This is a genomic window from Raoultibacter timonensis (assembly GCF_022845715.1).
Classification (GTDB): domain Bacteria; phylum Actinomycetota; class Coriobacteriia; order Coriobacteriales; family Eggerthellaceae; genus Raoultibacter; species Raoultibacter timonensis.
Map to the genome: position 1 here is coordinate 1432037 of NZ_AP025564.1, position 24133 is coordinate 1456169.

Consider the following 24133-nt stretch of genomic DNA (forward strand, 5'->3'; position numbering starts at 1 on the left):
TCTTCGAGAGCCGTGTGCGGGTATATTGGCATCGCTGCCATCACAAAATGCTGACGATTCGGCTGTTCCGCTATGTGGGGCAGCCGTTTCTTCTATACTGGAAGGATATGGAAAACGTTATGGAACATACGGTTGCGCTCGAGGTCTCCTATGACGGGGCTCCGTTCTCGGGTTTTGCCCGCCAGCCGGGGCAGCTGACTGTGCAGGGGTCGATCGAGGACTCGCTCGCTCTTTTGTACGGCCGGCCCGTTGAAACCACCTGCGCCGGTAGAACCGATGCGGGCGTGCATGCGCGCGGTCAGGTTGTCAGCTTCGATTTAAGCGGAGACGAGTTTGCGTCGCGCCCGCTTTCCGCGTTGGCGCGCTCGCTGAACGCCCTCATCGACGATCGTGTGGCGGTCAAGCGCATAAAGGAGGCGCCCTTCGGCTTCTCGGCGCGCTTCGATGCCGTTTCGCGGGAGTACCGGTACTTCATATACGAGGGAGCGGACCGCCCGGTACTCGTTTCCGACCGCGTGTGGCACCTGAAGCGGCCACTCGATATCGAAGCAATGGTCGAAGGCTCGTCTTATCTTGTGGGGGAGCATGATTTCAAGAGCTTCTGCATGGCGGCATCGGCTGAGGGGAAGCCGACCTGCAGAAACGTTTTCAAAATTGCGATCGACCGCGAAGAGCTGCTCGGCGAAGAAGTTGTGGTTGTCAAGGTGATCGGCAACGCGTTTCTCCACTCCATGGTCCGAACGATCGTGGGCACGCTCGTTGCGGTGGGCGCGGGCCGTCGCAACCCTTCGTGGGTCGGCGAGGTTCTCGAGGCGCGCGATCGTTGCGCGGCGGGAGAGAACGCTCCGGCTGCGGGACTCGTTTTCTGGCGCGTCGATTACGGCTCGGCCGCGTCGGTGCCTATGCGAAAAGAGGAAGACCGTGTTTAGGAAAAGCGCCGAACAGCAGATCATGCGCGAGGCCGATAGGATCGTGTCCATGAAAGAAGACGTCGATGCCATGTCGTGGGGCCGTGTGACGGAGATAGCCAAGCTCCTGCAGGTCGACCATACCGAGGAACAGCGTCTGGAGTGGGCGCGCGAGCTGCTTTCCATTGCGCGCACCAACTCGTGGGTGCTCGACAAGTTCGGCGTTGCTGCTGAAAGCATGACAGGTCAGGTCATACCCTCGGGAATCGAGATCCAGCAGGGTGATCGCTACCTGAACGAGATGGCGGCGGGCGATCTTTCGTCCGCGGGCGAGCAGCCGTCGGCGGCGGATGGCGCAAAGTCCGATTCGCGCGTATTCGCATCGACGGATCCTCTGCAGCCTGAGCCGGGTGCTCGCATATCGTCCGATGCGGCGTGTGATGCGTATTGCGCGTGCGAGGACGCCGAGCCGAAGCCGACGGCGGATCCCGCCGCTTCCGCTTCCGGGGGGACCGCCCCCGAAGCGATTGCGCCCGAAGCATCCGTTATCGACGGGTCCTTCATCGAGACCAAGGGCATGCTCAGGAAGAAGCGCCGCGCCGAGAAGCGCGCCCAGCGAGAGCAGCGCGATGCGGAGGCCTTCAGCATTCCGACCGCTCGTCCCGCAGACGATGCGGTATTCGGTTTCGAGCAGATCGCCACCCCCGCTTTGGGGCAGGATGCAACGAGCCTCGACGAATTAAGGGGAGCGAAACCGCAGGTGCAGGCGGAATTTGCTTCGATGCAAGCCGAGGAAAGCGCGTCGGAACCCCCCGATTCCATCGATCCGTGCTCAGCGGGTCGATCTGAGCAAACGGCGGACGGCCGGTCCGAGGAAGCTGCTCCGGGGCAATCCCCTCAGGATTTCGCGCGGTTCAAACACCTCTATTCGAACAAGAAGGGGAGCCTGTGTCTGTACGAGGATGCCGATGGGCATCTCGTCGCCGTGGATCCTTCGAGATTCGCATAGACATAGTCAAATACTTGCTGTAATCTCATATTAATCGAACCACCACTATGGCGCGTAGCGCCGATGCTCAAACGCAAGGAGATTTTCATGAGCGGCTGTTCTACGGCAGGCGGCAAACGACGCAACTTCAAGGATGCGGGCAGGGTCTGTCCGATCGACTACCGGCTTGATCCGAGCCTGTTTCGAGCCGAACCCGCGTTTTCCTGCGACACACTTTTCGTCGTGGGGGGCGTGTACGGCAATCCGTTCGCACTCGATGCGCTCGATGCCCTTGTTTCGGCTGAGTCGGGGGAGGTTCGCGCGGTTTTGAACGGCGACGTTCACTGGTTCGATCAAACGGCCGAGAACTTCGAGATCGTCGAACGCCGTGCAGCGCGCTACGTGCCGCTTGCGGGCAACGTCGAGGCGGAGCTTCGCAGGGAGACCGACATCGGCGTGGGATGCGGTTGTTCGTATCCCGATTGCACGTCGGATGCCGATGTCAGCCGCTCGAACCGCATTCACAAGATGCTGTCGACGGCGCTGTTCCACCGCCCCGAACTTCGCGATATGCTTCAGGACCGCCCTGCCGCCTTGACGGCGAAGGTCGGATCGCGGACGGTCGGAATCACGCATGGTGACGAGCGGCTTATCGGGGGTTGGGGATGCTCGCGCGAATCGCTGCAGGATCCCATCAGACAAGACGAGCTGTCGCGATGGATGCGGGAAAGCGGTATCGATGTGTTTGCCGCAACGCATACGTGCTCGCCGGTTGCGATGGCTCTTGCCGACGGCGTCGTGATCAACAACGGGGCGGCGGGGTTGCCCAACTTCGCCGGCCAGAACTTCGGCATCGCTACCCGCATTGCGACGACCCCCGCAGCCGACGCGCTGTTCGGCGCTGAATACGAGGGGCTCTACATCGAGGCCGTGCCGCTCAGGTACGATCAGGATGCTTACGTGAAATGGTTCGATGGATTGTGGTCGGAAACCAGCCCGGCGGCCGTTTCGTACAGGGACCGCATCGTGGCGGGTCCCGACGACTACATCGAAGATGCCCTTCTCGGCGGTTTTTCGGTTCGTCCGACGTATCGGGCGGAGTCTCGCCGTCCTCGGACGCGGGCGACGGCGCATGACGTCGAGCTGGCGCTCGCGCGACTCATGTACTTCGAAGACATGCTCGAACCCGATCATCTGAAAACCGCGCCTCGGTTAAGCGTCTTGCAGGCGAATATCGGCAAGTTGTGCAATCTCGCCTGCGAGCATTGCCATGTCGAAGCGGGGCCGGGCAGAACCGAGCTGATGAGCCGCGCATGCATGGATGCGATTCTCGACGTGATGGAGTCTCGCGGCATCGAGACGCTCGACATAACCGGCGGCGCACCCGAAATGAACCCCGATTTCGAGTGGTTCATCCGCGAGGCGGCCCGGCGCGTCGGGCACGTCATGGTGAGGAGCAATCTGGTCATTCTGCTTGAACCGGGCTTCGGGCATCTGATTGACCGGTATGCGGAGCTCGGCATCGAGGTGGTCGCGTCGCTGCCGAACGTCAGTGCCGCGCAGGTGGATAAGCAGCGCGGTGCGCGGGCGTTCACCGGATCGCTCGACGTGCTGAGGCGGCTTAACGAGAAGGGGTACGGAAACGGGGAGGGGCTGGTGCTCGATCTGGTGTTCAATCCCCAATGGCCCGTTCTCGCCCCGAAGCAGGACGAACTCGAGCGGGTGTACAAGCATCGGCTCGCAAAGGATTTCGGTATCGTGTTCGATAAGCTGTTCGCTGTTGCGAACAACCCGATCGGGCGTTACGGAGCCCACCTTATGGCAACCGATCGATTCGACGGCTACATGGACCTGCTCATGGACGCGTTCAACCCGGAAGCGTGCGAGGCGATGATGTGCCGCCACCAGATCTCGGTCGGCTACGACGGACGCATCTACGATTGCGATTTCAACCAAGCCGTCGGCATCGTGCAGAAGCGCGACGGGCGCGATCTGACCATCTTCGATTATGCCGACGATTCCGCTTTGCCGCTTACCCGGTCGATCGAATTCGGCAACCATTGTTACGCGTGCGCTGCGGGGTTCGGATCGAGCTGCGGGGGAACGCTCGTTCAGGAATAGCCGTTCAATCGGGTGCGAGCGATGGACCGGCGCTCGAGGTAGTCACGTCGCACGCTGTACGAAGCGGATGGGCGGCAGCACGTAAAAGATGTAATCTTCTATTGGCAAAACAATATTATTAGATATAATCCAATAATAATATGAGCAGCCGTGATCGGATTTTCGCGGTATCCGGCGTCGGGCTTCCGAAACGCGATGACGGCTGCTCATCCCAGTCTGCAGCAATAAGGAAGGGATGTACGGAATGGACTCGACAACCGGAATATTCTTCTGGGGATTTCTCATCGTGTACGGCATCGTCATGTTTCTCCTTTCTCCGAAAACCGTCAGCTTGGGCGGGTTCTTCAAAGGGGAAGACAAGCACGGACGCGCCGCCAATCCGTGGATGATAACCGCATCCATCTTCATCGCATGGATCTTTGCGAAATCGGTCACCAATGCGGCCAACATGGGTGCGCAGTTCGGCATTGTCGGAGGCATCGGATACGCCATGTACTGGCTCTGCATACCCCTGACCGGTTTTGCCCTCTATCGTTTGCGCCGCAGGTTCGGGGCAACGGGAACGGTGAGCTTTCTGACGAAGCACTACGGTGTCGCGGCGGCGCTCTGCTTTTCGGCGGCCATCCTCGTGCGCCTCTTCAACGAGGTGTGGTCGAACACCTCGGTCGTGGGCGCCTACTACGGTGATTCGGGTTCGGCGCCGTTCATCGTTGCAGCCCTGCTGTTCACTGCCATTACGGTGGGATATTGCTGCTGGGGCGGTATGCGCGGCTCCATCATTACCGACATCGCCCAGGCCGCATTGTTCGCCGTGCTGCTCATCGTCGTGCTCGTCTGGGTCGTGCCGCAGGACAATCCCGTCGACTACGTCACCTCGGGCGTGTGGTCGCTCGAGGGCGGTGTCGACTTCATCATAGGCGCGGGGCTCCAGTGCCTTTCGTACGGCTTTCACGATGCGGTACTCACCGATCGCGGGTTCATCTGCGAAGAGAAGAAGATGCTCAAGTCGTTCGTGGTGGCCGGGCTGTTGGGCTTCGTGGCGATCGTGCTCTTCTCGCTGATCGGCGTGCACGCCTACGTCAACGGGATGAGCATCGCGGGCTCGAGTGCGCCGGTGGTGGTGGCGCAGAGCCTCGGCATCGTCGCGTTTTTCCTGATGGCCGTCATCATGATAGCTACGGCGGGCTCGACGCTCGATTCGACGTTCAGCTCGCTTGCGAAGCTGACCGCGCGTGACCTTCCGGGCATTCTCGGCGTGACGCCCCAGACGAACCCGCGTATCATCGGCATCATCTTCATGGTCGTCTTCGGCATTGTGGGCAACCTGCCGATGATCATGGGCGCCAACATCATCGCGGCGACCACCATCTCGGGCACGATGATCATGGGATTGGGCCCGATCTTTCTCATGCACGGCGTGGTCAAGCCGACGAAGGTCGGTTTCCAACTGGCATTTTGGATCGGCATGGTGCTCGGCATCGTCGATACGGTCGCGCCTGCGTCGCTCGGTTTCATGAACATCGGCCAGGGAACGTACGCGAATTTCCTCGGCGTGAACCTGTGGGGTGCGATCGCCTGCTGGGCGGCCTATATCGTTCCCGGTCTGATATCGCAGTCCAAGGACAGGAAGAACGGCGTCGAGCCCACCTGGAAGGGGCTCTCGAAGGAAGAGCTCGCCCGCCTTGATGCAGAACGCGCCAAAGGCGGCTGCGGCGAAGCTATGCCGGAAGCCGACGAACTTGCTCCAACGGGGGCGTGAGAAGCTCGCTTTTTGTCGATACAGCGAAGTCCCTGGATCGTTCGTGGTTCGGAGGCTTCGCTTCGCCTTGGCCGAACGAACTGGCTCGATTTTCTTCCGTCTGACGTGGCTGACATCCCTTACGTGCAGCACAGGCTCCTCCGACGGTTGTGCCGACGGCGAAATTTCGCAAAACTCGCCCCGTTGTCCGAAGGAAGACCCGGATCAACGACCGCTCGGACGTTCCGGTGCCGCCATTGCGATGCGCGGCCCTTACGAAACCGCAGGCTTCTCGGGCACGGTCTGATCGACAAAGAAGATCCTGTACCACATGAGGAACATGTAGACGATCCAGATCTTGCGCGTGTTGTCGGCAAGGCCTGCCCGATGGTCGTCGAGCAGCCGCATGAGCTTGTCGACCTCGAAGAACCGCGCGGCCTCCTCGCCTGTGAACCAGGCTTTCACCTGCTCGTAGTAGCGGTCCTGCTTGAGCCACGACTTCACGGGGACGGGGAAGCCGAGCTTCTCCTTCTGAGCCCATTCCGCAGGGATGGTGCGCATGGCCGCTTCGCGCAGCGTTATCTTGGTCTGCTCGGCATCGGCTTTGAGCGGCGTCGGAATCGTGCGGGACACGTTCCAGACGTGCCTGTCCAAAAACGGCACGCGGCTCTCGAGCGAGTGGGCCATCGACATCTTGTCGGTTTTCAAGAGAATGTCGCCTACGAGCCAGAAGTACAGATCGACGTACTGCATGCGCGTCGTCTCGTCGAGTGCGGCGACTTCGGCGTAGACCGGCGCGGTGAGCTCTTGGGGCGAGGGGCCCGCAACCGGGCGCTTGAGGATCTCGGCGCGCTCGGCGGGCGAGAACGCCACGCCGTTCGCGTTCGTGTAGTACCAGTCCTCGGCCGTCTCCGATGCGCGCTCGAGGTAGTTCGCGCCGCGGACGCCGAGTGTGCGTGCGATTCGCGACGCTCCCTTGAGCAGCGGCTTCGGGCACCAGGAGAGCTTCTCGTTGGAGAACGGCACCTGGTAGATACGGTAGCCGCCGAAGAACTCGTCGGCGCCTTCGCCCGAAAGCACCGCCTTCACCTTCTTGGCGGCCTCCTGATCGACGAAGTAGAGCGCGACGGCGCTCGGGTCGGCGGAGGGTTCGTCCATGTGCCACTGCACGCGCTCGAGCACGTCCCAGAACTCGGCTTCGGTGATGGTTTTGGAGTTGTTCTCGATATCGAGCTGTTCGGCCAGTTCACGCGCCCACGCGATCTCGTCTTTAGCACCTTCGTATTCGGCGAATCCTACGGTGAACGTCTTGATTGCGGGGTTCTCTTCGGCAAGGCAGGCGGCCATGTAACTCGAATCGATGCCCGAGGAAAGGAACGATCCCACCTCCACGTCGGCGACGTTATGGTAGCGCACCGAATCGTGCATGGCCTCGTCGATGGCCTCGACCGTATCCTCGCGGCTGCGGTTTTCGTCGAAGTCGTAGGTTGGAATCCAGTAGCGCTCATCTTCGATCGAGCCGTCGGCTCGCACCGTCAGGCAGTGCGCGGGGGCGAGCTTGAAGATGCCTTTGAAAAACGTTTCGGGAAGCGCTGAGAACTGGAAGCACAAGTACTGTTCGAGCGCCTCCTCGTTGAGCTCTCGTTCGTAGGCGGGGTGCTCGAGGATGCACTTGATCTCGGAAGCGAAGATGAACGAGCCGCCCGCAACGGTGTAGTAGAACGGCTTGATGCCGAAGAAATCGCGCGCGCAGAACAGCTCCTGCTTGTTCGCATCCCAGATGGCGAACGCGAACATGCCGCGCACCTTCTCGAGCAGGCCCTTGCCCCAGGCCAGGTAGGAAACGAGCAGCACCTCGGTATCGGAATTCGTCTTGAACTCCCAACCCTGCGCCTTGAGCTCGGCTTGGAGATCTTGGTAGTTGTAGATCTCGCCGTTGAACACGATGGCGAACTGGCCGCGGGTGTAGGCGTTTGCGGGTTCGGTTACCGGCGAGGTGACGGCGGCATCCTTCTTGCCGCTTGCGCGCACCATGGGCTGGTTGCCGCCTTCGAGGTCGATGAGCGAGAGGCGCCGGTGCCCGAGGGCGATTCCCGTGTCGATGTACTGGCCTTCGCCGTCGGGGCCGCGATGGGCCATGATGTCGCACATGGATTTGAGGATGGAAGCATCGTTTTCGCCAGCGCCGGTGAAGCCGCAGATACCGCACATAGTAGTCGTTCCTCGCAATCGATTGCCCTCGGGTTTTCAGCAACTATCCATCATAGTGGAAGCCCTGCCGTTTGCCGAGCGGCCTAACCAAAAGCGCACAGCGAACCGAGGCCGATCTTCGCGTCGCTTCGGCTGCATCTGCCGCCCGCTCTCGCCGCGCGGCATCCGCTCGCCCCTGCCGCCCGGCCCTCGCCTTGCCTGGCCGCGTCCGGAGTCCGCCCCTGCCGCGCTGCCGTCCGTCCGCCCGGAGTTCGCCCTGCCTCGCTGCCGCCGTCCGACCCGGCTCCGCTCGGACCCCGCTCGGCCGTCGGATACGGCGAGGCCAACCGACGGTTGTCGAAAACCAACCGTCCGTTCGTCGACGATCGAAACGCACCCCCGTACAGTAAAGGCAGGGAAAGTGCGCAGGACGCACTGATCGATAAAGGAGGAACCATGGAAGAATCAAACGGACAAGGGAAGAGCCTTTCGAGGCGCGGATTTCTCTCCGGTGCGGCGGTTGCCGGTGCGGCTGCGGCGTTGAGCGGTTTGATCGGCTGCTCGCCTGCCGGGGCTTCGGCGGAAGGAGCCGGCGGCGCCGCGGGAAACGGCGCGCAGGCACCGACGGGCCAGCCTTCGTTCATGACGGCGCCGACGGCGATAGCGGATGGCGATATCGCAGAGACCGTCGAAACCGAGGTGCTCGTGATCGGCGCCGGCTATTCGGGTCTTGCCTCTGCCTTGTCGGCCGCCGAAAATGGATTGCAGGTAGTCGTTGCCGAGAAGACCGCACAAGCGAACGGCCGCGGGGCGGGAACCGGCGTCATCAACTCGTCGTACGCGGTCGAGCAGGGCGCGGAAGTGACCGATAAGGCGTCGGCGGCGTTCCGCTGGATGCAGACATGCGGAAACCGCGCGAACGAATCGCTCGTCAGCCTCTTCTTCGAGGAGTCGGGCAAGGCGATGGACTGGCTGCTCGAAAAGGCCGAGCCCTACAACGTCAAGGTCGATCTCTGGGACGGCTATTCGCGCAATCCGCTTCTGCCCGACGAGCCGGGCTACCATATGCTCTCCGTCGACGCTGGGGCTGCGGGCGTTGCCGATTTCGATCAGAACGCGTTCTTCACCGTCGAGTTGCTCTATCACCTCGTGCAAGACGAGGGGGTCGAGTTCTTGTTCGAATCTCCGGCCGTACAGCTCGTGAAAGAGGGCGACCGGGTGATCGGTGCGATTCTCGATACGTCCGACGGGTACAAGAAGGTCGTCGCATCGAAGGGCGTCGTCCTTGCGACGGGCGACATCGCCGGAGACGAGGAGGTGGTCGACTACTACTGCCCCGTCGCGAAAAAGGCCCAAGCCATCTACACCCCCGTCGGCGTGAACACGGGCGATGGCCACAAGATGGCTCTTTGGGCTGGCGCCGCGATGCAGGACGCCCCGTTTCCGCCCATGCTGCATCCGCAGCGCTACTGCGACAAGTCCTCCAATCAGCTCCAGGGTCCGTTCATGTTCGTCAACCAGGGCGGGAGCCGGTTCTTCAACGAAGGCACGTGGGTCCAGCCGAAATCGCTTCAGATCATGCAGAACACCGACGACGGAATAGCCTACACGATATTCGATTCGAACTGGCAGAGAGACCTGCTCGACAGCCTTCCCCATGGGGGCGGGATGTTCTGGGACAGCTTCCGCTACCTCGGCACATCGAGCTACGAGGACACGATTTCGTACTACGAGAACTCTTTGCAGGAATGCCTCGAGATGGGCACCGCTTTCCAGGCGGATTCGATCGAGGAGCTCGCCGAGCAGATCGGCGCTCCCGCAGACGTGCTGAAGGCGAGCGTCGAGCGCTACAACGAGCTGTGCGCTGCGGGCGAAGACACCGATTTCAACAAGGACGCCCAATTCCTCTACCAGGTAGCCGAGCCGCCCTTCTACTCGACGAAGGTCGGAGCCTGCCTGCTCACGATCGTCGGGGGCGTGAAGGTCGACAGGAACCTCCAATGCCTCGACGGAGAGAACCAGCCCATCGAAGGCCTGTACGCCGTCGGTAACGCTTCGGGCAGCGTGTACGCCGTCGACTATCCCATCAACGTGCCGGGCAACTCCCACGGACGCTGTTTGACATGGGGCTACCATGTGGGACGCGTGCTGGCGGGTCTTGCCTGATAGGGCTGCTGCATACGGGTTATAGGCGGGGTCGTCGCGGTTCGCTGCGGCGGCCCCGTCCGCGTTCTTGCCCGGCGCCGAAGCGCTGCGGGCGGCATCGCGCCCTCGGGTTCGTGTGCGGCCGGTCAGCGCGGCATCGCGCCCTGGTCCATGAGGCGGATGCAGAACGAAGCGAACGCCCTCTCGTGCGCCGACAGCGCGCGCCCTTTTTTGTAGGAGAGGCCGAACCGCCAGGGCAGCTCCGGCACGGGGCGGGCGGTTATCGAGCGATCGTCGCCGAACAGCTCTGCCTTGTGCCGCACGGTGAGGGAGAGGCCTTCGCCCGTCCCCGCCATATGGTGCAGCCAGTCCATCTCGCCCGAAACGGTGCTCTTCCCGAGCCGGACGCCCTTGCTTTCGAGCAGCCTCTGCAGCTCGTTGTGCCCCTTGTATTCGGGCCCGACCGAGTGGAGGGCCTTTCCCTCGAGGTCCTCGATCGCGACAGCGTCCTTCTGCGCAAGCGGGTCGGTCGAGGCCATCCAGATAAAGTGGCTGTCTCGGTACAGCTCGATGGTTTCGAACTCGTCCGCGTAAGGCCAGAGCGTGAACGCCATGTCGTAGTACCCGTCGCGAAGCCGCTCGTCGCACAGGTAGTCGGGGATGTCCTCGCGCTCGACTCGCACGTTGGGGTAAGCGGCCTGGAAATCGTCGAAAACGGAGAAGGGGACCACGCCCATCACGCCGATGCAGGCCCCGATGCGGATCACTCCGGAGCGGGAGCGTCGGATCGTATCGAAATCCGCATGCAGCTCGCGTATCGATTGGCGGTGTTCGAGCGCGTAGCGATAGAGGCGCACGCCGTACTCGGTTGGGATCTGGGCGCCTGTCGAGTTGTCGAACAGGGGAGCCTCGAGCTCCTTTTCGAGCGATCTGATGGCTTTGGCGAGGCCCTGGGGAGAAATCGGTATGAGCTTCGCCGCCTGGGCGAAGTTATGCTCCTCGTATGCGCGGGCGAAATACTCGAGAGTCCTGCCGTCCATCATTCCCCATATCGAACGCAGCCGTTTTCTTGCCAGTATATCGCTTTTCGCTCAGGCGGGCGGCGCTCGTTGCCGCCGGTTCTCGCAAGCCCCTGCCACCGCTCGCTGGGATCGCTTTGACGGGGCGGTGCCGATAAGCGTATGATCGTGGCATGCCACTTCTGAGAAAACAGTTGGATCCCAAGGTCGTCTTGGGGATCATGCTCACGGGGACGTTTTTCGCATCGGTAAGCCAAAGCATGCTGACGAGCGCCCTTCCCACGATCATGCACGAATTCGGCATCAATGCGACGCTCGGCCAGCTGCTGACCACCTCGTACATCTACGTGCTCGGCATCGTGGCCGCTTTCTCAGCGTACCTCATCACGCGCTGCAACGTGCGCCGGCTCTTCCTCGGCGCTCTGGCGCTGTTCTGCGCGGGATGCGCGGTGGCCTACCTGTCGACCGGCTACGGCGCGCTCCTCGCATCGCGGCTCATGCAGGCGTGCGGTACGGGCGTGCTGATGCCGCTCATGCAGGTGATCGCGCTCGAGCTGTATCCCAAGGAGCGCCACGGCCATGCGCTCGGCCTCGTCGGGCTCGTGTTCGGATTCGCGCCCGTCGTGGGGCCGACGCTTTCGGGCGTGATCACCGACATGCTCGGATGGCGCACGATCTTCGCGATCCTCGGATGCGGCGCGTTGCTCTCTTTGGCGGGTTCTTTGTTTGCGGTTCGCGATGTGGGCAAGCACGAGCGCACCGTTCTCGATGTGCCCTCGATGCTGCTCTACACGTTCGGACTCGTCGTGTTCATGGTGGGGGTGACCGGTCTCGAGCAGTTCGGCTTCTTCGACGCTCGGGCGTTCGGACCCACGCTTGTCGGGGTCGTGCTCGTTGCCGTGTTCGCGGTCCGGCAGCTGCGCGTGGACCGCCCGTATCTCAAGCTCGCCCTCTTCCGCAACCGAACCTTCGCCACCGGGGTCGTGCTCCTGGTCATCGCGCAGGCGGTGATGATGTCCTCGGCTCTGCAGGTGCCGCTGTGCATACAGGAGATCCATGGCTACACGCCGACGGAATCGGGCCTGATCCTGCTTGCAGGCGCTCTGTGCATGCCGCTGCTCAACCCCTTGACGGGCCGTCTGTACGATCGGTTCGGAGGAAAGCTCAACGGTATGATCGGCTTCTTCCTTCTTGTCGTCGGCACGGGCTCGTTCGTCTTCTTCTCATCGGACATCAGCCCGCTGTGGATCGCGGGGATGTACATGGTGCGCATGGTGGGCATCGCGTTCGTGCTCATGCCGATGACCGCCTACTGCATGACCGATCTCGAGGGGGCAGACGTGCCCCAAGGCGCCGCTATCGTGAATTCGTTTCGCCAGATATGCGGCTCGCTTGGCTCGTCGGTCATGATGGCCGTGGTCACGTCCGTCTCCGTCGATGCGGGCAGCATCGACGTGAGCATGGTCGGATTCAGCGTATCGTTCGCGATCCAGGCGCTTTTCGCCGCCGTTGCGTTCATCTGCGTGCTTCTGTTCGTGAGGGGAAAACGCCAGACCCGCAAGCCGATGCCGTCTGCCTGAAAAGGATTGTTCCGCTCCCAAGGCATTTCTATACTATAATTATCGAGTTTATTTCGCAGGTCTTCGCATCGTTTTCGATGCGGTGATCGTCTGCGATGGGTTCCGCATGGTTTAGCCCAAGGCGCTTTCCTACGGCAACTATGCGATACCCAGGGGTTTGTACCGGTTGCGGCGCGTGTTCGCCGCTGACACAGGAGGAGTTATGACAACTTCGGATAAGCCCGCCCGTTCCGCGTGGTCGGGCAAGTGGGCGTTCATCCTCGCTGCGGCCGCATCGGCCGTCGGCTTGGGGAACATGTGGCGTTTCCCGTATCTTGCAGCAAAATACGGCGGTGGAACGTTTCTGTTCACCTACTTGGTGCTCGTGTTCACCTTCGGCGTATCGCTTCTGCTGCTCGAGACGGCGCTCGGCCGCAAGACCGGCCAGTCGGCCATCGGCGCGTTCAAGGCGTTCGGCAAGAAGTACGCGTTCATCGGAATCCTGACCTCGGCGATTCCGTTCATCATCGTGCCGTACTACTGCATCATCGGCGGCTGGGTGACCAAGTACACCGCGTCGTATCTGACCATCGGTCCTGAAGCGCTTGCCGACGGCGGCGGGTTCTTTACGGGCTTCATCACGAGCAACACCGAGAGCTACCTATGGATGCTCATCTTCATGGCCATCGTGTTCATCATCGTGGCCCTCGGCGTCAAGGGCGGTATCGAGAAGGCGAACCTCTTCATGATGCCCGCGCTCATCGTCATGGCCGTTGCGATAGCGATCTATACGATTACCATGCCCGGGGCGCTCGACGGCGTGGCGTACTATCTGACGCCCGACTTCAGCAAGTTTTCGCCCGAGCTGGTCATCGGGGCGTTGGGGCAGATGTTCTACAGCCTGTCGTTGGCCATGGGCATCATGATCACGTACGGTTCCTACCTCAGCAAGAAGGACAGCCTGACCCAGAGCGTGACGCGCATCGGCGGCTTCGATCTCGGCGTTTCGTTTCTGGCCGGCCTCATGATCGTGCCCGCGGCGTTCGTCGCCATGGGTTCAGGCGATGCGGTTGCTTCGCAGGCAGGCCCCTCGCTCATGTTCATCACGCTGCCGAGCGTGTTCAACGACATGGGGGGAGCGGCCTCGATCGTGGGCTTCCTCTTCTTCCTGCTTGTGCTGTTCGCGGCGCTCACGAGCGCCATCTCGCTCACCGAAACGTGCGTGTCCATCATCGCCGACGGGGCGGGCTGGTCGCGCAAGCGTTCGCTCGTGACGGTCATGATCGTCATCGTGGCGGCGGGCGTGTTCATCAACGCCGGCTACAACGGCCTCTCGTTCATCGAGCCGCTCGGCCCCGGCTCCTCGATGCTCGACTTCTTCGACTTCATTTCCAACTCGGTCATGATGCCGATTGCCGCGTTGCTCACCTGCGTGTTCGTCGGTTGGATCATCAAGCCGAAGGTCATCGTCGACGAGGTGAAGCAGTCGAGCCCCTTCAGGTTCGAGAAGGCATGGACCGTTATGATCAAGTACGTTGCGCCCGTGCTCGTCACCGTGATCCTCGTCGCGTACGTTGCGCAGCAGTTCGGCCTGTTCAGCATGTAGTATTGACGCTGGCTGCCCGAAGGTCGGCGGCTGCGGATGGAAACGTACTCGAAAGCGGGTGCCGGCATCGGTCGGCACCCGCTTTTTCGCAAGGGGCCGAAACTCCGCAAGGAGCTGAAACGCTATGTTTCTACGTGTTTTTCTTCGTTGTGTTGCGTTTTTGCGCCTCCGATGGACGGCATTGCGATTTCAGGGGCGATATCGGCTCTAGCAATGGGCGGCTCAAGTCTGTGATCAGGCCTTATGCAGGCGGTGAAAGAGACCGCTGCTTCTGGGCGTCTTCGCAATGCAGCACAACGAAGAAAAACATGCAGAAAGGGGGGTTTCCGTGTTCCCGAGGCCCCGAGTTTCCAGATGTTTCTGAATCCGGGGTTTCGGGTGATCTGGGGTTCCAGTGCTCCGAGGCCCCGAGGTTTCGGTGGTCCGAGGCCCTGGGGATCCGAGATCCCGGGGTCCCGCGTTTCCTGATTTTCGAGTGCAGCAGTCTGGTTGAAAGCGCGAGCGTCGTTTATCGGGAGTGCATTACTTGTCAACGGTAATATTTCTATAACATTTCGATAAGGAAAAATGCAGGGAAGCGGCATAGAGGTTCCGCGGCGGGGTATTTAGACTAGTCAGTGGCTAGAAACCTATAGAGGAGAGAAGTTCCCATCGGGAACTCCGAAAGGGGGAAGTATGGTTCAGGAAGCCGCTGGGTCGACGTTACGGTCGCCCGGAATCAGCCGCCGCTCGTTTCTCGCGTGGTCCGGTTTGCTCGGAGCAGGTGTAGCACTCAGCGGGTGCGCGCCTCATGTCGAAGACGAGAAGGCGAGTACGGAGGAACCGGCTACCACGTTCGAGTACGATACCGTCACATGGTCCGGTTGCCATGTGAACTGCGGCAGCCGCTGCCCGCTCAAGATGTACGTGAAAGACGGTACGGTCGTGCGCGTCGGCAACGACAACGACGGTACCGACGACTTCGAGCCGGGCGGCATCTACCAGATGCGCTCGTGCGTGCGCGGTCGCACCAACCGTCAGCGCATCTACAACGATACGCGTGTCCAGAAGCCGCTCAAGCGCGCCGAGGGCACCAAGCGCGGCGAAGGCGTGTACGACGAGATCTCGTGGGAAGAGGCGATTCAGACGATCGCCGACACCATGAAGGAGATCAAGGACGAGTACGGCAACGATGCCTTCTACATCCAGTACGGCACGGGCCAGCTCGGCGGATCGGTCGCCAAATCATGGCATCCCGACTCGACGGCGTTCGCTCGCCTCATGAACCTGTGGGGCGGCTACCTGCGTCACTACTGCGATTATTCGACCGGTCAGATCAACTGGGAGCTTCCGCTGTTCAACGGCGATGCGTACTCCAACAACGAAGTGACCGACCTCGTGAACTCCAAGAACATCATCCTGTTCGGCAACAACCCCGCCAACACCCGCATGAGCGGTTCGGCCATGCAGTACCTCATCACCCAGGTGCGCCTGCAGAATCCCGAGGCCAAGATCGTGGTCGTCGACCCGCATCTGTCCGATACCGCCGTCGGCGTTGCCAACCAGTGGGTTCCCATCCATCCCGGCACCGACATGGCGCTCGTTGCGGGCATGATCCACTATCTGCATACGAACGGCAAGCTCGACGAAGCGTTCATCCGCGACAAGTTCGTCGGCTTCTACAGCGATACGTTCATCGAAGACGTGAAGCAAGCCGAGCCGAAGGATACCACCTTCATGGGCTTCGATAAGGACGGCGCCCTCGAGATCACCGAAGATTTGTCCTACGAGGCCTACCTCATGGGCACCGGCGCCTATGCCGGCTCGGGCGAGAAGACCCCCGAATGGGCGGCGGCCATCACGGGCGTGTCGGCCGACACCATCCGCGAACTCGCCGACCTGTTCGTCGACGGTCCGACCGCTACGATCCAGGGCTGGGGTCCGCAGCGTCACAGCAACGGCGGCAACAACGCGCGCGCCATCGCCATGATCGCCACGCTGACGGGCAACGTCGGCATCTCGGGCGGCGGCACGGGCGCCCGAGAGGGTACGGGCGGCGTTCCCTACAAAGTGGCCACTGCGATCCCGACCTTTCCCGAGAAGAACGGCGTCGACGTGTGCGTCTCCTTCTTCGATTGGTACCAGGCCATAGAGGACTACCAATCCATGAACGACGCCACGTGGGGCGTGCGCCACATCGACGAGACCGGCACCACCTCCTATGCCGAGACGCCGGGCGAGATCACGCTCAAGGCTCCCATCAAGTTCATCTGGAACTACGCTTCGAACGTCATGATGGGCCAGCATGCCGACATCAACGAGTGCCTGCGCATCTACAACCTCCCCGACGAGAAAGATTCGGGCGTGCGCATGATCGTAACGGTGGACTGCTACCTTACGCCCACGGCTCTAGTCTCCGACATCATCCTGCCGGGTACGACCGCGTTCGAGGAAGACGACATCATCACGGGCGGATCCGCATGGACGGGATTCGTGTGCTGCGAAACCGCCGCCATCGATCCTTTGTTCGAGGCGAAGCCGGTCTACGAGATCTGCACGCTCATCGCCGACAAGCTCGGTATCAAGGACGATTTCACCGAGGGCAAGAGCCAGCTCGATTGGGTGCAGTGGTGCTACGAGCAAGGCGTCGAAGCGGGCGAGGATCTGCCGGCGACGTTCGAGGAATTCCGCGAGCAGGGGCTGTTCAAGAAGACCGACGACCACACGCCGGCCATCGCCAAACCCGAGAAGATCGCTACGCCCTCCGGCAAGTACGAGGTGTTCTCGAAGCAGGCCTACAACCTCTCCCAGCAGTGGGACCTCACGTGCGGCGGCTACGTCCCCGACGACGGACGCGACCAGATCACCGGCCTTCCCATCTACTACAGCAACGTCGAGGGCTTCGGCGACGAGGAGACGAAGGCGACCTATCCCTTCCAGCTCATCGGCCATCACACCAAGACCCGCACGCACTCCTCCTACGGCAACGTGGAGTGGCTTAAATCGGTTGCTCCCCAGCAGTGCTGGATCAACGAGCAGGACGCGGCCGAGCTGGGCGTGAAGAACGGCGACGACGTCGTCGTGACCACCGAGCGCGGCCGTACGCAGCTTTCGGCCAAGGTTACGCCGCGCATCATGCCGGGCGTCGTATCCATCCCGCAGGGTGCCTGGTACGATCCCGAGACGCGCGATCCCGAGACCCTCGGAAGCAAGGACGTACTCGACAAGGGCGGCTGCATCTCGGTGCTCACCTCGATGAGGCCCACGCCCATCTCGAAGGGCAACGGAGTCCACTCCAATCTGTGCAAGATCGAGAAGGCGTAAGGGGGCGTAAACGATGGAACAGTACGGATTCTATGTCAACACCGATATCTGCACCGGCTGCAAGGCGTGCATGACCGCGTGCTTCGATCGCAATGATCTCGAGGTGCCGCAGAAGTTCCGCAAGGTATGGGAATTCGGCGGCGGCGAGTGGGAGAAGGGCGACGACGGGGCCTACACCTCGACGGCGTTTACCTACTACACCTCGCTCACGTGCAACCACTGCGACAACCCGGCGTGCGTTTCGAACTGCCCGACCGGGGCCATGCAGAAAGACCCGGAGACGGGCATCGTCAACAACGACAAGGACGTCTGCATCGGCTGCATGACGTGCGAGAAGACCTGCCCGTACAACCACCCGGTCCAGCTGGCCGACGGGCTTTCGCACAAGTGCGTGCTCTGCAGCGACGAGAACGCCGAGGGTGTGCCCGATCCGGTCTGCGCGAAGGCGTGCCCGGTGCGCGCCCTCGAGTTCGGCAAGATCGAGGAGCTTCGCGAGAAGTACGGCGATAACTCCGAGATCGGCACGCTTGAAGACAGCACGGCGGCGAACGTCGTGATCGGGCTGCATCGCGACGCCGAAAAGGGCGGCGAGATCCTCAACCCGATCGAGATCAGCCACTAGCAACGCTGCCGCCCGCGCTTGTGCGGGCGGCGGTTTTCGAGCCGACGGCGGATCCCCGGTCGGGGTCCGCCGTTTTGCCTGCTGCGGCACCATGCCCGGCAGGTGCGGTGCTCCGACGGCGCGACGGCGGGCAGGGTTTCGCCTGCTTCGTAATCGGCGTCTTGTGGGGTATCATCTGGACAGTCCGGTCTATCGAGAGGAATCCCTATGGCCACCGAATCTGCAATGACGGGCGATGCGGCGCAGGCGTACCGTGTGCTCTGCGACTTCTGCTCGACGATGCTTACCGAAAGCCCTTCCGGCGAATTGCTCGGCCGGCTGATCGATCAGCGCGAGCTTCTGCTCGAAGAGCCGTTTTCCGCGGTTGCCCTCGAGGCGGCAACGGGTTTGCACGACCTGCTGGCTTCGGCCGACAAGCAGGGGCGCGAGGATTTCGAGACGGCTGTGAAGCGGGATTACACCTACCTGTTCTACATGGTCGGCGCAAGCCACACCTCGCCGTTCGAGTCGGTCTACCGCACCGACGATCGCACGATGTTCGGCCCCACGACGCTCGAGGTGCGCGAAGCGTACCGCGCTTGGGAGGTGCAGGTCCCCGAATTCGGAAGCACGCCCGACGATCATCTGGGATACGAGTTCGCATTCCTCGCCCATCTGCTCGGTGCGGCCGCCGATGCGCAGGGCGTTTCGGAAGACGATGCCGCCAAGCGGGCTTTCGCCGATGCGCGTACGTTTCTCTCCGACCACGTGCTCGTATTCGCACGAGTGTACCTAAAGAACGTGAAGGCACGGGCGAGGGAGCCGTTCTACCGCCATGTTGCCGGCATCGCCGAGGCGACGGTGGCCTCTCTCGCAGATGCACTCGATGCGCGGGCTGCCGACGAGATAGACGAAGCTGCCTACCTGCTTGCAAGGTAAGCCGTATAATGGCACAGGATTCGAGGGATGCGCTTTCTTAGCAGCGCGGACGAGGCGGTGCATGGTGGCTGGGCGGAAAACCAATATCAGCATGAAAACCAAGATCATCGGCATGCTGTCGGTGGTGTTGCTCGTCCTGCTCGCCGTCGATATCGTATGGACGTACGAATCGCAGAAGGAAGCGACCGAATCCATGCTGCTCGAAGAGAGCAAGGTGCTCGTCAAAGAGATGGATGCCGTGTGGGATTTCATCTCCATCAACCAGGACACGATCAACTACACGCTCGACGGGGAATACGAGTACAAGGGGCTCCATTGCGCGATTGCGGGAAAGTCAGTGGCGGCGTTCTTCTCGAAGGACAACGACTACAAGATCCGCTTCACCAACACCGAGCCGCGCAACCGCCACAATGCGCCCGATGAGTACGAAAGGGCTGCGCTCGGCGAATTCGCCGACGGATCGGGAACCGAGGAGTACTACGGGTTCGACGAAACCGAAGACGGCGAAACGGTGTTTCGCTACGTTTCGGCCATGAAGGTGACCGAGCACTGCATCGAATGCCACGGCAAACCGAAAGGCGAGATCGATCCCACGGGCTATGCGAAAGAGGGGTGGGAGACCGGCGATTTGGCCGGGGCGGTGAGCGTCGTCATCCCCACCGAGATGCCCTTCGAGAGCATGCGCGCCGCCGTGGTGAACAACGTGCTGTTCTTTCTCGGAATCATGCTCGCCATGGCCGCTATCATCTACGTCGTGCTCACGCGTTTGGTAACGAATCCGCTCGAGAGCCTGCAACGTTCCTTTGCCAAGATGTCGGACGGTTCGCCGAGCGAGCCGCCCGAGGTGCCCGAAGACGTGAACCCGGTGTACTCGACGCGCGAGATCGACGAGCTGTTCGGTCGCTTCGATGCCATGGCGACGAGCCTCTCGTCTTTGTACGCGAACCTCGAATCCGAGGTCGACGAGCGCACGATGCAGCTTTCCGAGGCGAATGAGGAGCTCGAGCGCCAGCGCGCCCACGTGGAAGAAGTCAACGACAAGCTCAAGCGCGAGAACCAGTACAAATCCGATTTCCTCGCCATCGTGAGCCACGAGCTGCGCACGCCGCTCACCTCGATCCTCGCGTTCACCGATCTGATGGCCGATAACGTTTCGTCCGAGAACGCGCTTGTGCGCAAGCAGCTCGAAGAGATCGACAAGAACGGTCGCATTCTGCTCGAAATGGTGGATAACGTACTTGAAACGGCGCGCATTCAGGCGGGGTCGGAAAAGCTCAACCTCGAGCTCGTCGACATCAACGATGTGGTCGGCATGGTGGAGGCTTCGAGCGAATCTCTCGCCGTGAAGAAGAGCATCGCCCTTTCGACGCGCGTTGCGCCCGATGTGCCGCTCATCGTTTCGGATTGGGAAAAGGTAAGGCGCATTCTCGTCAATCTGGTGAGCAATGCGATAAAATTCACCCCAGAGAACGGTTCCGTCGAGGTGCGCGTACGCTACAACGAGGGCGAAAACACCGTTGTCGTCGAAGTGATCGATGACGGCATCGGTATACCGGCAGACAAACAGGATCTCATTTTCGAGAGGTTCGAGCAGGAGAACATGTCGACGGTGCGCCGCTATGGGGGCAGCGGCCTCGGGCTTTCGCTCGTGAAGGATCTGACGGACATGCTCGGCGGCGCGGTGTCGGTTGAGAGCGTGCTGGGCGAGGGGAGCACGTTTAGCGTCGTGCTGCCGGCCGAGCTGCATACAGAGGAGAACGATGACGAAGATAATGCTGATCGATGACGATGAGAGCCTTCAGGTTCTCATCGGGCAGATCGCCGAGCGCGACGGCTATGAGTACTGCTGCGCCGCCAACGGAGCCGAGGGTCTGTCCATGCTGCGCGCCGAGCGCCCCGATTTTCTCATCCTCGACGTGATGCTGCCCGATACGAACGGATACGACATCTGCGAAACCATACGCGGCGAAGGTCGAAAGATTCCGATCATGTTCCTGTCGGCAAAAGGCGATATCGTCGATAAGAGCATCGGGTTCAAGATGGGTGCAGACGATTATCTCGTCAAACCGTTTCAGCCAGAAGAGCTGTCGCTGAGGGTGAGGGCGCATCTTCGTCGCAAGGGGTCTTCCGGCGAGGAGGAGCGCACACCCGCTCCCAAGAAGCACCGATCCTATCAGGTGGGCGATCTCGAGCTTATGTTCGGCCGCTACGAGGTTCGCCTCAAGGGGAAGCCCGTTTCGCTTTCCTCCCGCGAGTTCGAGCTTTTAGAGCTGCTCGCATCCGATCCGGGCAGCGTGTTCACACGCGATCAGATCATGGAGCACGTCTGGGGCGACAAGGACGCCACCGACCCGAACAGCGTGACCGTGTTCGTCCGTAAGATCAGGGAGAAGATCGAAGAGGACCCCTCCAAGCCCCGCTACCTCATCACCGTGTGGCGCGTGGGCTACAAGATCGCCGATCGTGCGCTGTTCGAAAGCGGAACCGAATCCTGATCCCGTGCCCGTTGGATTACGGCGGCGTTACGGTCGGCCCGCGACGGTGCCGTGCCCGCCGATTCTATCGTATGATGTCTGCGAAGCTGCGGAGTCCGACCCGCGGCTTCTTCTCGCTATGCGCGCATGCCGCACCGCCCTCGTTGGGTGCGGGTTGCAAGACGGTGTCGTTTCGTACTCCTCGCGGCTTGCTTTCCCGTGGGCGAGCGTTCCGGTTGCCTGCGGCTTGCGTGTTGATCTGAGGTATCGGGGGTTGCGCTTTAGCTCGGCATTCAAATCCTCTATAATGGCTTCTTGCTATCGTAGAAGGAGCCTGTTCAATGTCGCTATCCATCGGAATCGTCGGCCTGCCCAACGTGGGTAAATCAACGCTGTTCACCGCGCTTACCAACAAAGGGGGCCTTGCCGCCAACTACCCGTTCGCTACGATCGAGCCCAACGTGGGCGTGGTGCCGGTTCCCGATACCCGTCTCGACGCCCTCGCGAAGATCGACAATCCGGCGCGCCTCGTTCCCGCGACCGTCGAGTTCGTCGACATCGCAGGCCTCGTCGCGGGCGCATCGCAAGGCGAGGGGCTCGGCAACCAGTTCCTCGCGAATATCCGCGAAACCGATGCGATCTGCGAGGTGGTACGCTTCTTCAGCGATCCCGATGTGGTTCACGTGGCCGGCAGGGTCGATCCGCAAAGCGACGTCGAAACGATCAAGACCGAGCTCATCCTGGCCGATATGGCAACGGTTGAAAAAGCGCTGCCGCGCCTCGAGAAGGAAGCCAAGCGCGACAAGGCGGGCGCGCTCAAGCTCGAAACGGCCAAGAAGGTATTCGCGGGGCTCAACGACGGGCATCGCGTGGCGCGCATGGATCTGACCGAGGACGAGATCGCGAGCGTGTACGACCTGCATCTGCTCACCGTGAAGCCCATGCTCTACATCGCCAACGTCGACGAAGACCAGTTGAGCGCCGATCTGCCCGAGATCGACGGGTGCGCGCCGGTGCCCATTTGCGCCAAGGTCGAAGCCGACCTGGCCGAACTCGATGCCGAAGAAGCCGAGGAGTACCTCGAGGCTATGGGGCTTGAAGAAAGCGGCCTCGCCCGCTTGGTACGCGAGGCGTATCGCCTGCTGGGGCTGCAGTCGTTCTTCACGAGCGGCGAGACCGAAACGCGCGCATGGACCATTCCGATCGGTGCGAAAGCGCCGCAAGCCGCCGGCGTCATCCACACCGATTTCGAGCGCGGGTTCATCAAAGCCGAAACCGCGAGCTTCGAGGACTATGTGGAGCACAACGGGGAAGCGGGCTGCCGAGCAGCCGGGCGTTTGCGCCAGGAGGGCAAGGAGTACGTCGTCGCCGACGGCGACGTCATGCACTTCAAGTTCAACGTGTAGGAAGCGCCATCCGGCTATATCTTCACGGTGTTTACGGTACGGGATGGCCGCTGTCCTCGCGGCATCTGCGCGCTACTCCACGCCGTCGAACAGTTCCGATAACGTGAGGCCGAATCCGTCGGCGATCTTCTTCAGGTTGTGGAGCGAGACGTTGCGGTAACCCGATTCGATCGAGGCGAGGTACGTTCGATCCATCTCGATCTTGTTCGCGAACTTCTCCTGGCTCAATCCCGTCTCGGCGCGCAGCGCCTTGATGCGGGTTCCTAAAACTATCTGCAATCGTTTATCCATTCCCCCATACTGGGGAATTGTTTTATATATAACAACGGATTCTATACAACAATCTGTGCTACAATAACGCCGTATTGATGACTATATACAACATCGATACGAGCGGTATGCGCGTAAGCAGGGGAGCGATCGGCGCATATCGCCCAGCTGTCCGTGCGGGCCATGCAGCGCCTGCGTTCAGCGGTTTCGCTGCATGGCCGAGAGGGAAAGGTCGGTTGATGAAGCATACGAGGGGATCGGCGCGGTTGGCGCTGTGCACAGCCTGCGTCGCGGCGGCGCTTGCGCTGGCGGGATGCGCGCCTCAGGCGCCGAGCGAAGAGGGCAGGTCGGACCGGCCGTCACCGGTGGACGTCGAATTCACCTGGGCGGCGGATGCCGACTGTGCTACCTGCCACGCCGAGGAGGCGGCTTCGATGGCGACGGCGGGCTATCCTGCGGCGGTGCACCAGGCAGACGGCGAAACCTGTGCGAGCTGCCATGCGGATAACGCGGCGATCGCGAGCGCGCATGAGGGGGCGTTGCCGTCGTCGACGATGCCGAAGCGCCTGACGAAAACGAAGGTAGACGATACGTTGTGCCTGACGTGTCACGACCAGGAGGAGCTTGCGGAGAAAACGGCTGGAAGCACGGTGCTCGCCGACTCGCAGGGGCTTGTCGAAAACCCCCATGCGCTTCCCGAAACCGAAAACCATACCGCCATCGCCTGCTCCGATTGCCACAAGATGCACTCGCCCGGAACGGCAGCTGAAACCGCCAAGGCGAAGTGCCTCTCGTGCCATCACGAGGACGTGTTCGAATGCAACACGTGCCACGAGGAAATGTAGCTCTGCATCGGAGCCGTAGCT

17 protein-coding genes are annotated in these 24133 nt (G+C 61.5%); 14 read left to right on the plus strand and 3 right to left on the minus strand.

The window, feature by feature from the left end; all coding sequences use genetic code 11:
• Positions 1–119 precede the first annotated feature (119 nt).
• From truA to MWL89_RS05670, 4 genes are all read left to right on the plus strand, one after another.
• Positions 120–929 carry a tRNA pseudouridine(38-40) synthase TruA gene (truA, locus tag MWL89_RS05655; RefSeq protein WP_341801947.1) on the plus strand — a complete coding sequence of 270 codons (810 nt, stop codon included), beginning with the start codon at positions 120–122 and terminating at the stop codon, positions 927–929.
• A complete protein-coding gene (locus MWL89_RS05660; protein ID WP_244412062.1) occupies positions 922–1917 on the plus strand; it encodes a prolipoprotein diacylglyceryl transferase in 996 nt (331 codons plus the stop codon). The genes truA and MWL89_RS05660 overlap by 8 nt, the downstream gene beginning before the upstream one ends.
• A gap of 87 nt (positions 1918–2004) precedes the next feature.
• Positions 2005–4017, plus strand: coding sequence for an arsenosugar biosynthesis radical SAM (seleno)protein ArsS (arsS, locus tag MWL89_RS05665; protein WP_244412063.1), 2013 nt, complete (start codon positions 2005–2007; stop codon positions 4015–4017).
• A 244-nt stretch (positions 4018–4261) separates the two neighbouring features.
• Positions 4262–5776 (plus strand): SLC5/6 family protein, encoded by a 1515-nt coding sequence (locus MWL89_RS05670; protein ID WP_244412064.1) that lies wholly within the window; start codon positions 4262–4264, stop codon positions 5774–5776.
• A 252-nt stretch (positions 5777–6028) separates the two neighbouring features.
• On the opposite strand, the gene asnB is transcribed toward MWL89_RS05670, so the two are convergent.
• Complete coding sequence (gene asnB, locus MWL89_RS05675) at positions 6029–7966, minus strand: asparagine synthase (glutamine-hydrolyzing) (protein WP_244412065.1); 1938 nt, start codon at positions 7964–7966, stop codon at positions 6029–6031.
• A 435-nt stretch (positions 7967–8401) separates the two neighbouring features.
• Here asnB and MWL89_RS05680 point away from each other — a divergent pair, with 435 nt between their 5' ends.
• Positions 8402–10111, plus strand: a complete 1710-nt coding sequence (locus tag MWL89_RS05680; RefSeq protein WP_244412066.1) for an FAD-dependent oxidoreductase — start codon at positions 8402–8404, stop codon at positions 10109–10111.
• Between the two features lie 125 nt (positions 10112–10236).
• Here MWL89_RS05680 and MWL89_RS05685 read toward each other — a convergent pair whose 3' ends face one another.
• A complete protein-coding gene (locus tag MWL89_RS05685; protein WP_244412067.1) occupies positions 10237–11130 on the minus strand; it encodes a LysR family transcriptional regulator in 894 nt (297 codons plus the stop codon).
• Between the two features lie 152 nt (positions 11131–11282).
• Between MWL89_RS05685 and MWL89_RS05690 the strand changes: the two genes are divergently transcribed.
• From MWL89_RS05690 to ychF, 8 genes are all read left to right on the plus strand, one after another.
• A complete protein-coding gene (locus MWL89_RS05690; RefSeq protein WP_244412068.1) occupies positions 11283–12689 on the plus strand; it encodes a DHA2 family efflux MFS transporter permease subunit in 1407 nt (468 codons plus the stop codon).
• A 202-nt stretch (positions 12690–12891) separates the two neighbouring features.
• Positions 12892–14274 (plus strand): sodium-dependent transporter, encoded by a 1383-nt coding sequence (locus MWL89_RS05695; protein WP_102378601.1) that lies wholly within the window; start codon positions 12892–12894, stop codon positions 14272–14274.
• 675 nt (positions 14275–14949) lie between these two features.
• Positions 14950–17577: a DMSO/selenate family reductase complex A subunit gene (locus MWL89_RS05700; protein WP_244412069.1), complete on the plus strand. Its 2628-nt coding sequence runs from the start codon at positions 14950–14952 to the stop codon at positions 17575–17577.
• Positions 17578–17590: 13 nt separating this feature from the next.
• Positions 17591–18199, plus strand: a complete 609-nt coding sequence (locus MWL89_RS05705; protein ID WP_244412070.1) for a 4Fe-4S dicluster domain-containing protein — start codon at positions 17591–17593, stop codon at positions 18197–18199.
• A 207-nt stretch (positions 18200–18406) separates the two neighbouring features.
• Positions 18407–19117, plus strand: coding sequence for a TorD/DmsD family molecular chaperone (locus tag MWL89_RS05710; RefSeq protein ID WP_244412071.1), 711 nt, complete (start codon positions 18407–18409; stop codon positions 19115–19117).
• 91 nt (positions 19118–19208) lie between these two features.
• Positions 19209–20903, plus strand: coding sequence for an ATP-binding protein (locus MWL89_RS05715; RefSeq protein ID WP_244412072.1), 1695 nt, complete (start codon positions 19209–19211; stop codon positions 20901–20903).
• Positions 20878–21612: a response regulator transcription factor gene (locus MWL89_RS05720; protein ID WP_244412073.1), complete on the plus strand. Its 735-nt coding sequence runs from the start codon at positions 20878–20880 to the stop codon at positions 21610–21612. Before MWL89_RS05715 ends, MWL89_RS05720 begins: the two co-directional genes overlap by 26 nt.
• A gap of 320 nt (positions 21613–21932) precedes the next feature.
• Positions 21933–22997: a redox-regulated ATPase YchF gene (gene ychF, locus MWL89_RS05725; protein WP_244412074.1), complete on the plus strand. Its 1065-nt coding sequence runs from the start codon at positions 21933–21935 to the stop codon at positions 22995–22997.
• 72 nt (positions 22998–23069) lie between these two features.
• Here the strand turns inward: ychF and MWL89_RS05730 are convergent, their stop codons facing one another.
• On the minus strand, positions 23070–23276 hold the full coding sequence (locus MWL89_RS05730; RefSeq protein WP_341801948.1) for a helix-turn-helix domain-containing protein: 207 nt from the start codon (positions 23274–23276) through the stop codon (positions 23070–23072).
• A gap of 230 nt (positions 23277–23506) precedes the next feature.
• On the opposite strand from MWL89_RS05730, the gene MWL89_RS05735 reads away from it, so the two are divergent.
• Positions 23507–24112 (plus strand): cytochrome c3 family protein, encoded by a 606-nt coding sequence (locus MWL89_RS05735; protein ID WP_244412076.1) that lies wholly within the window; start codon positions 23507–23509, stop codon positions 24110–24112.
• Positions 24113–24133 lie beyond the last annotated feature (21 nt).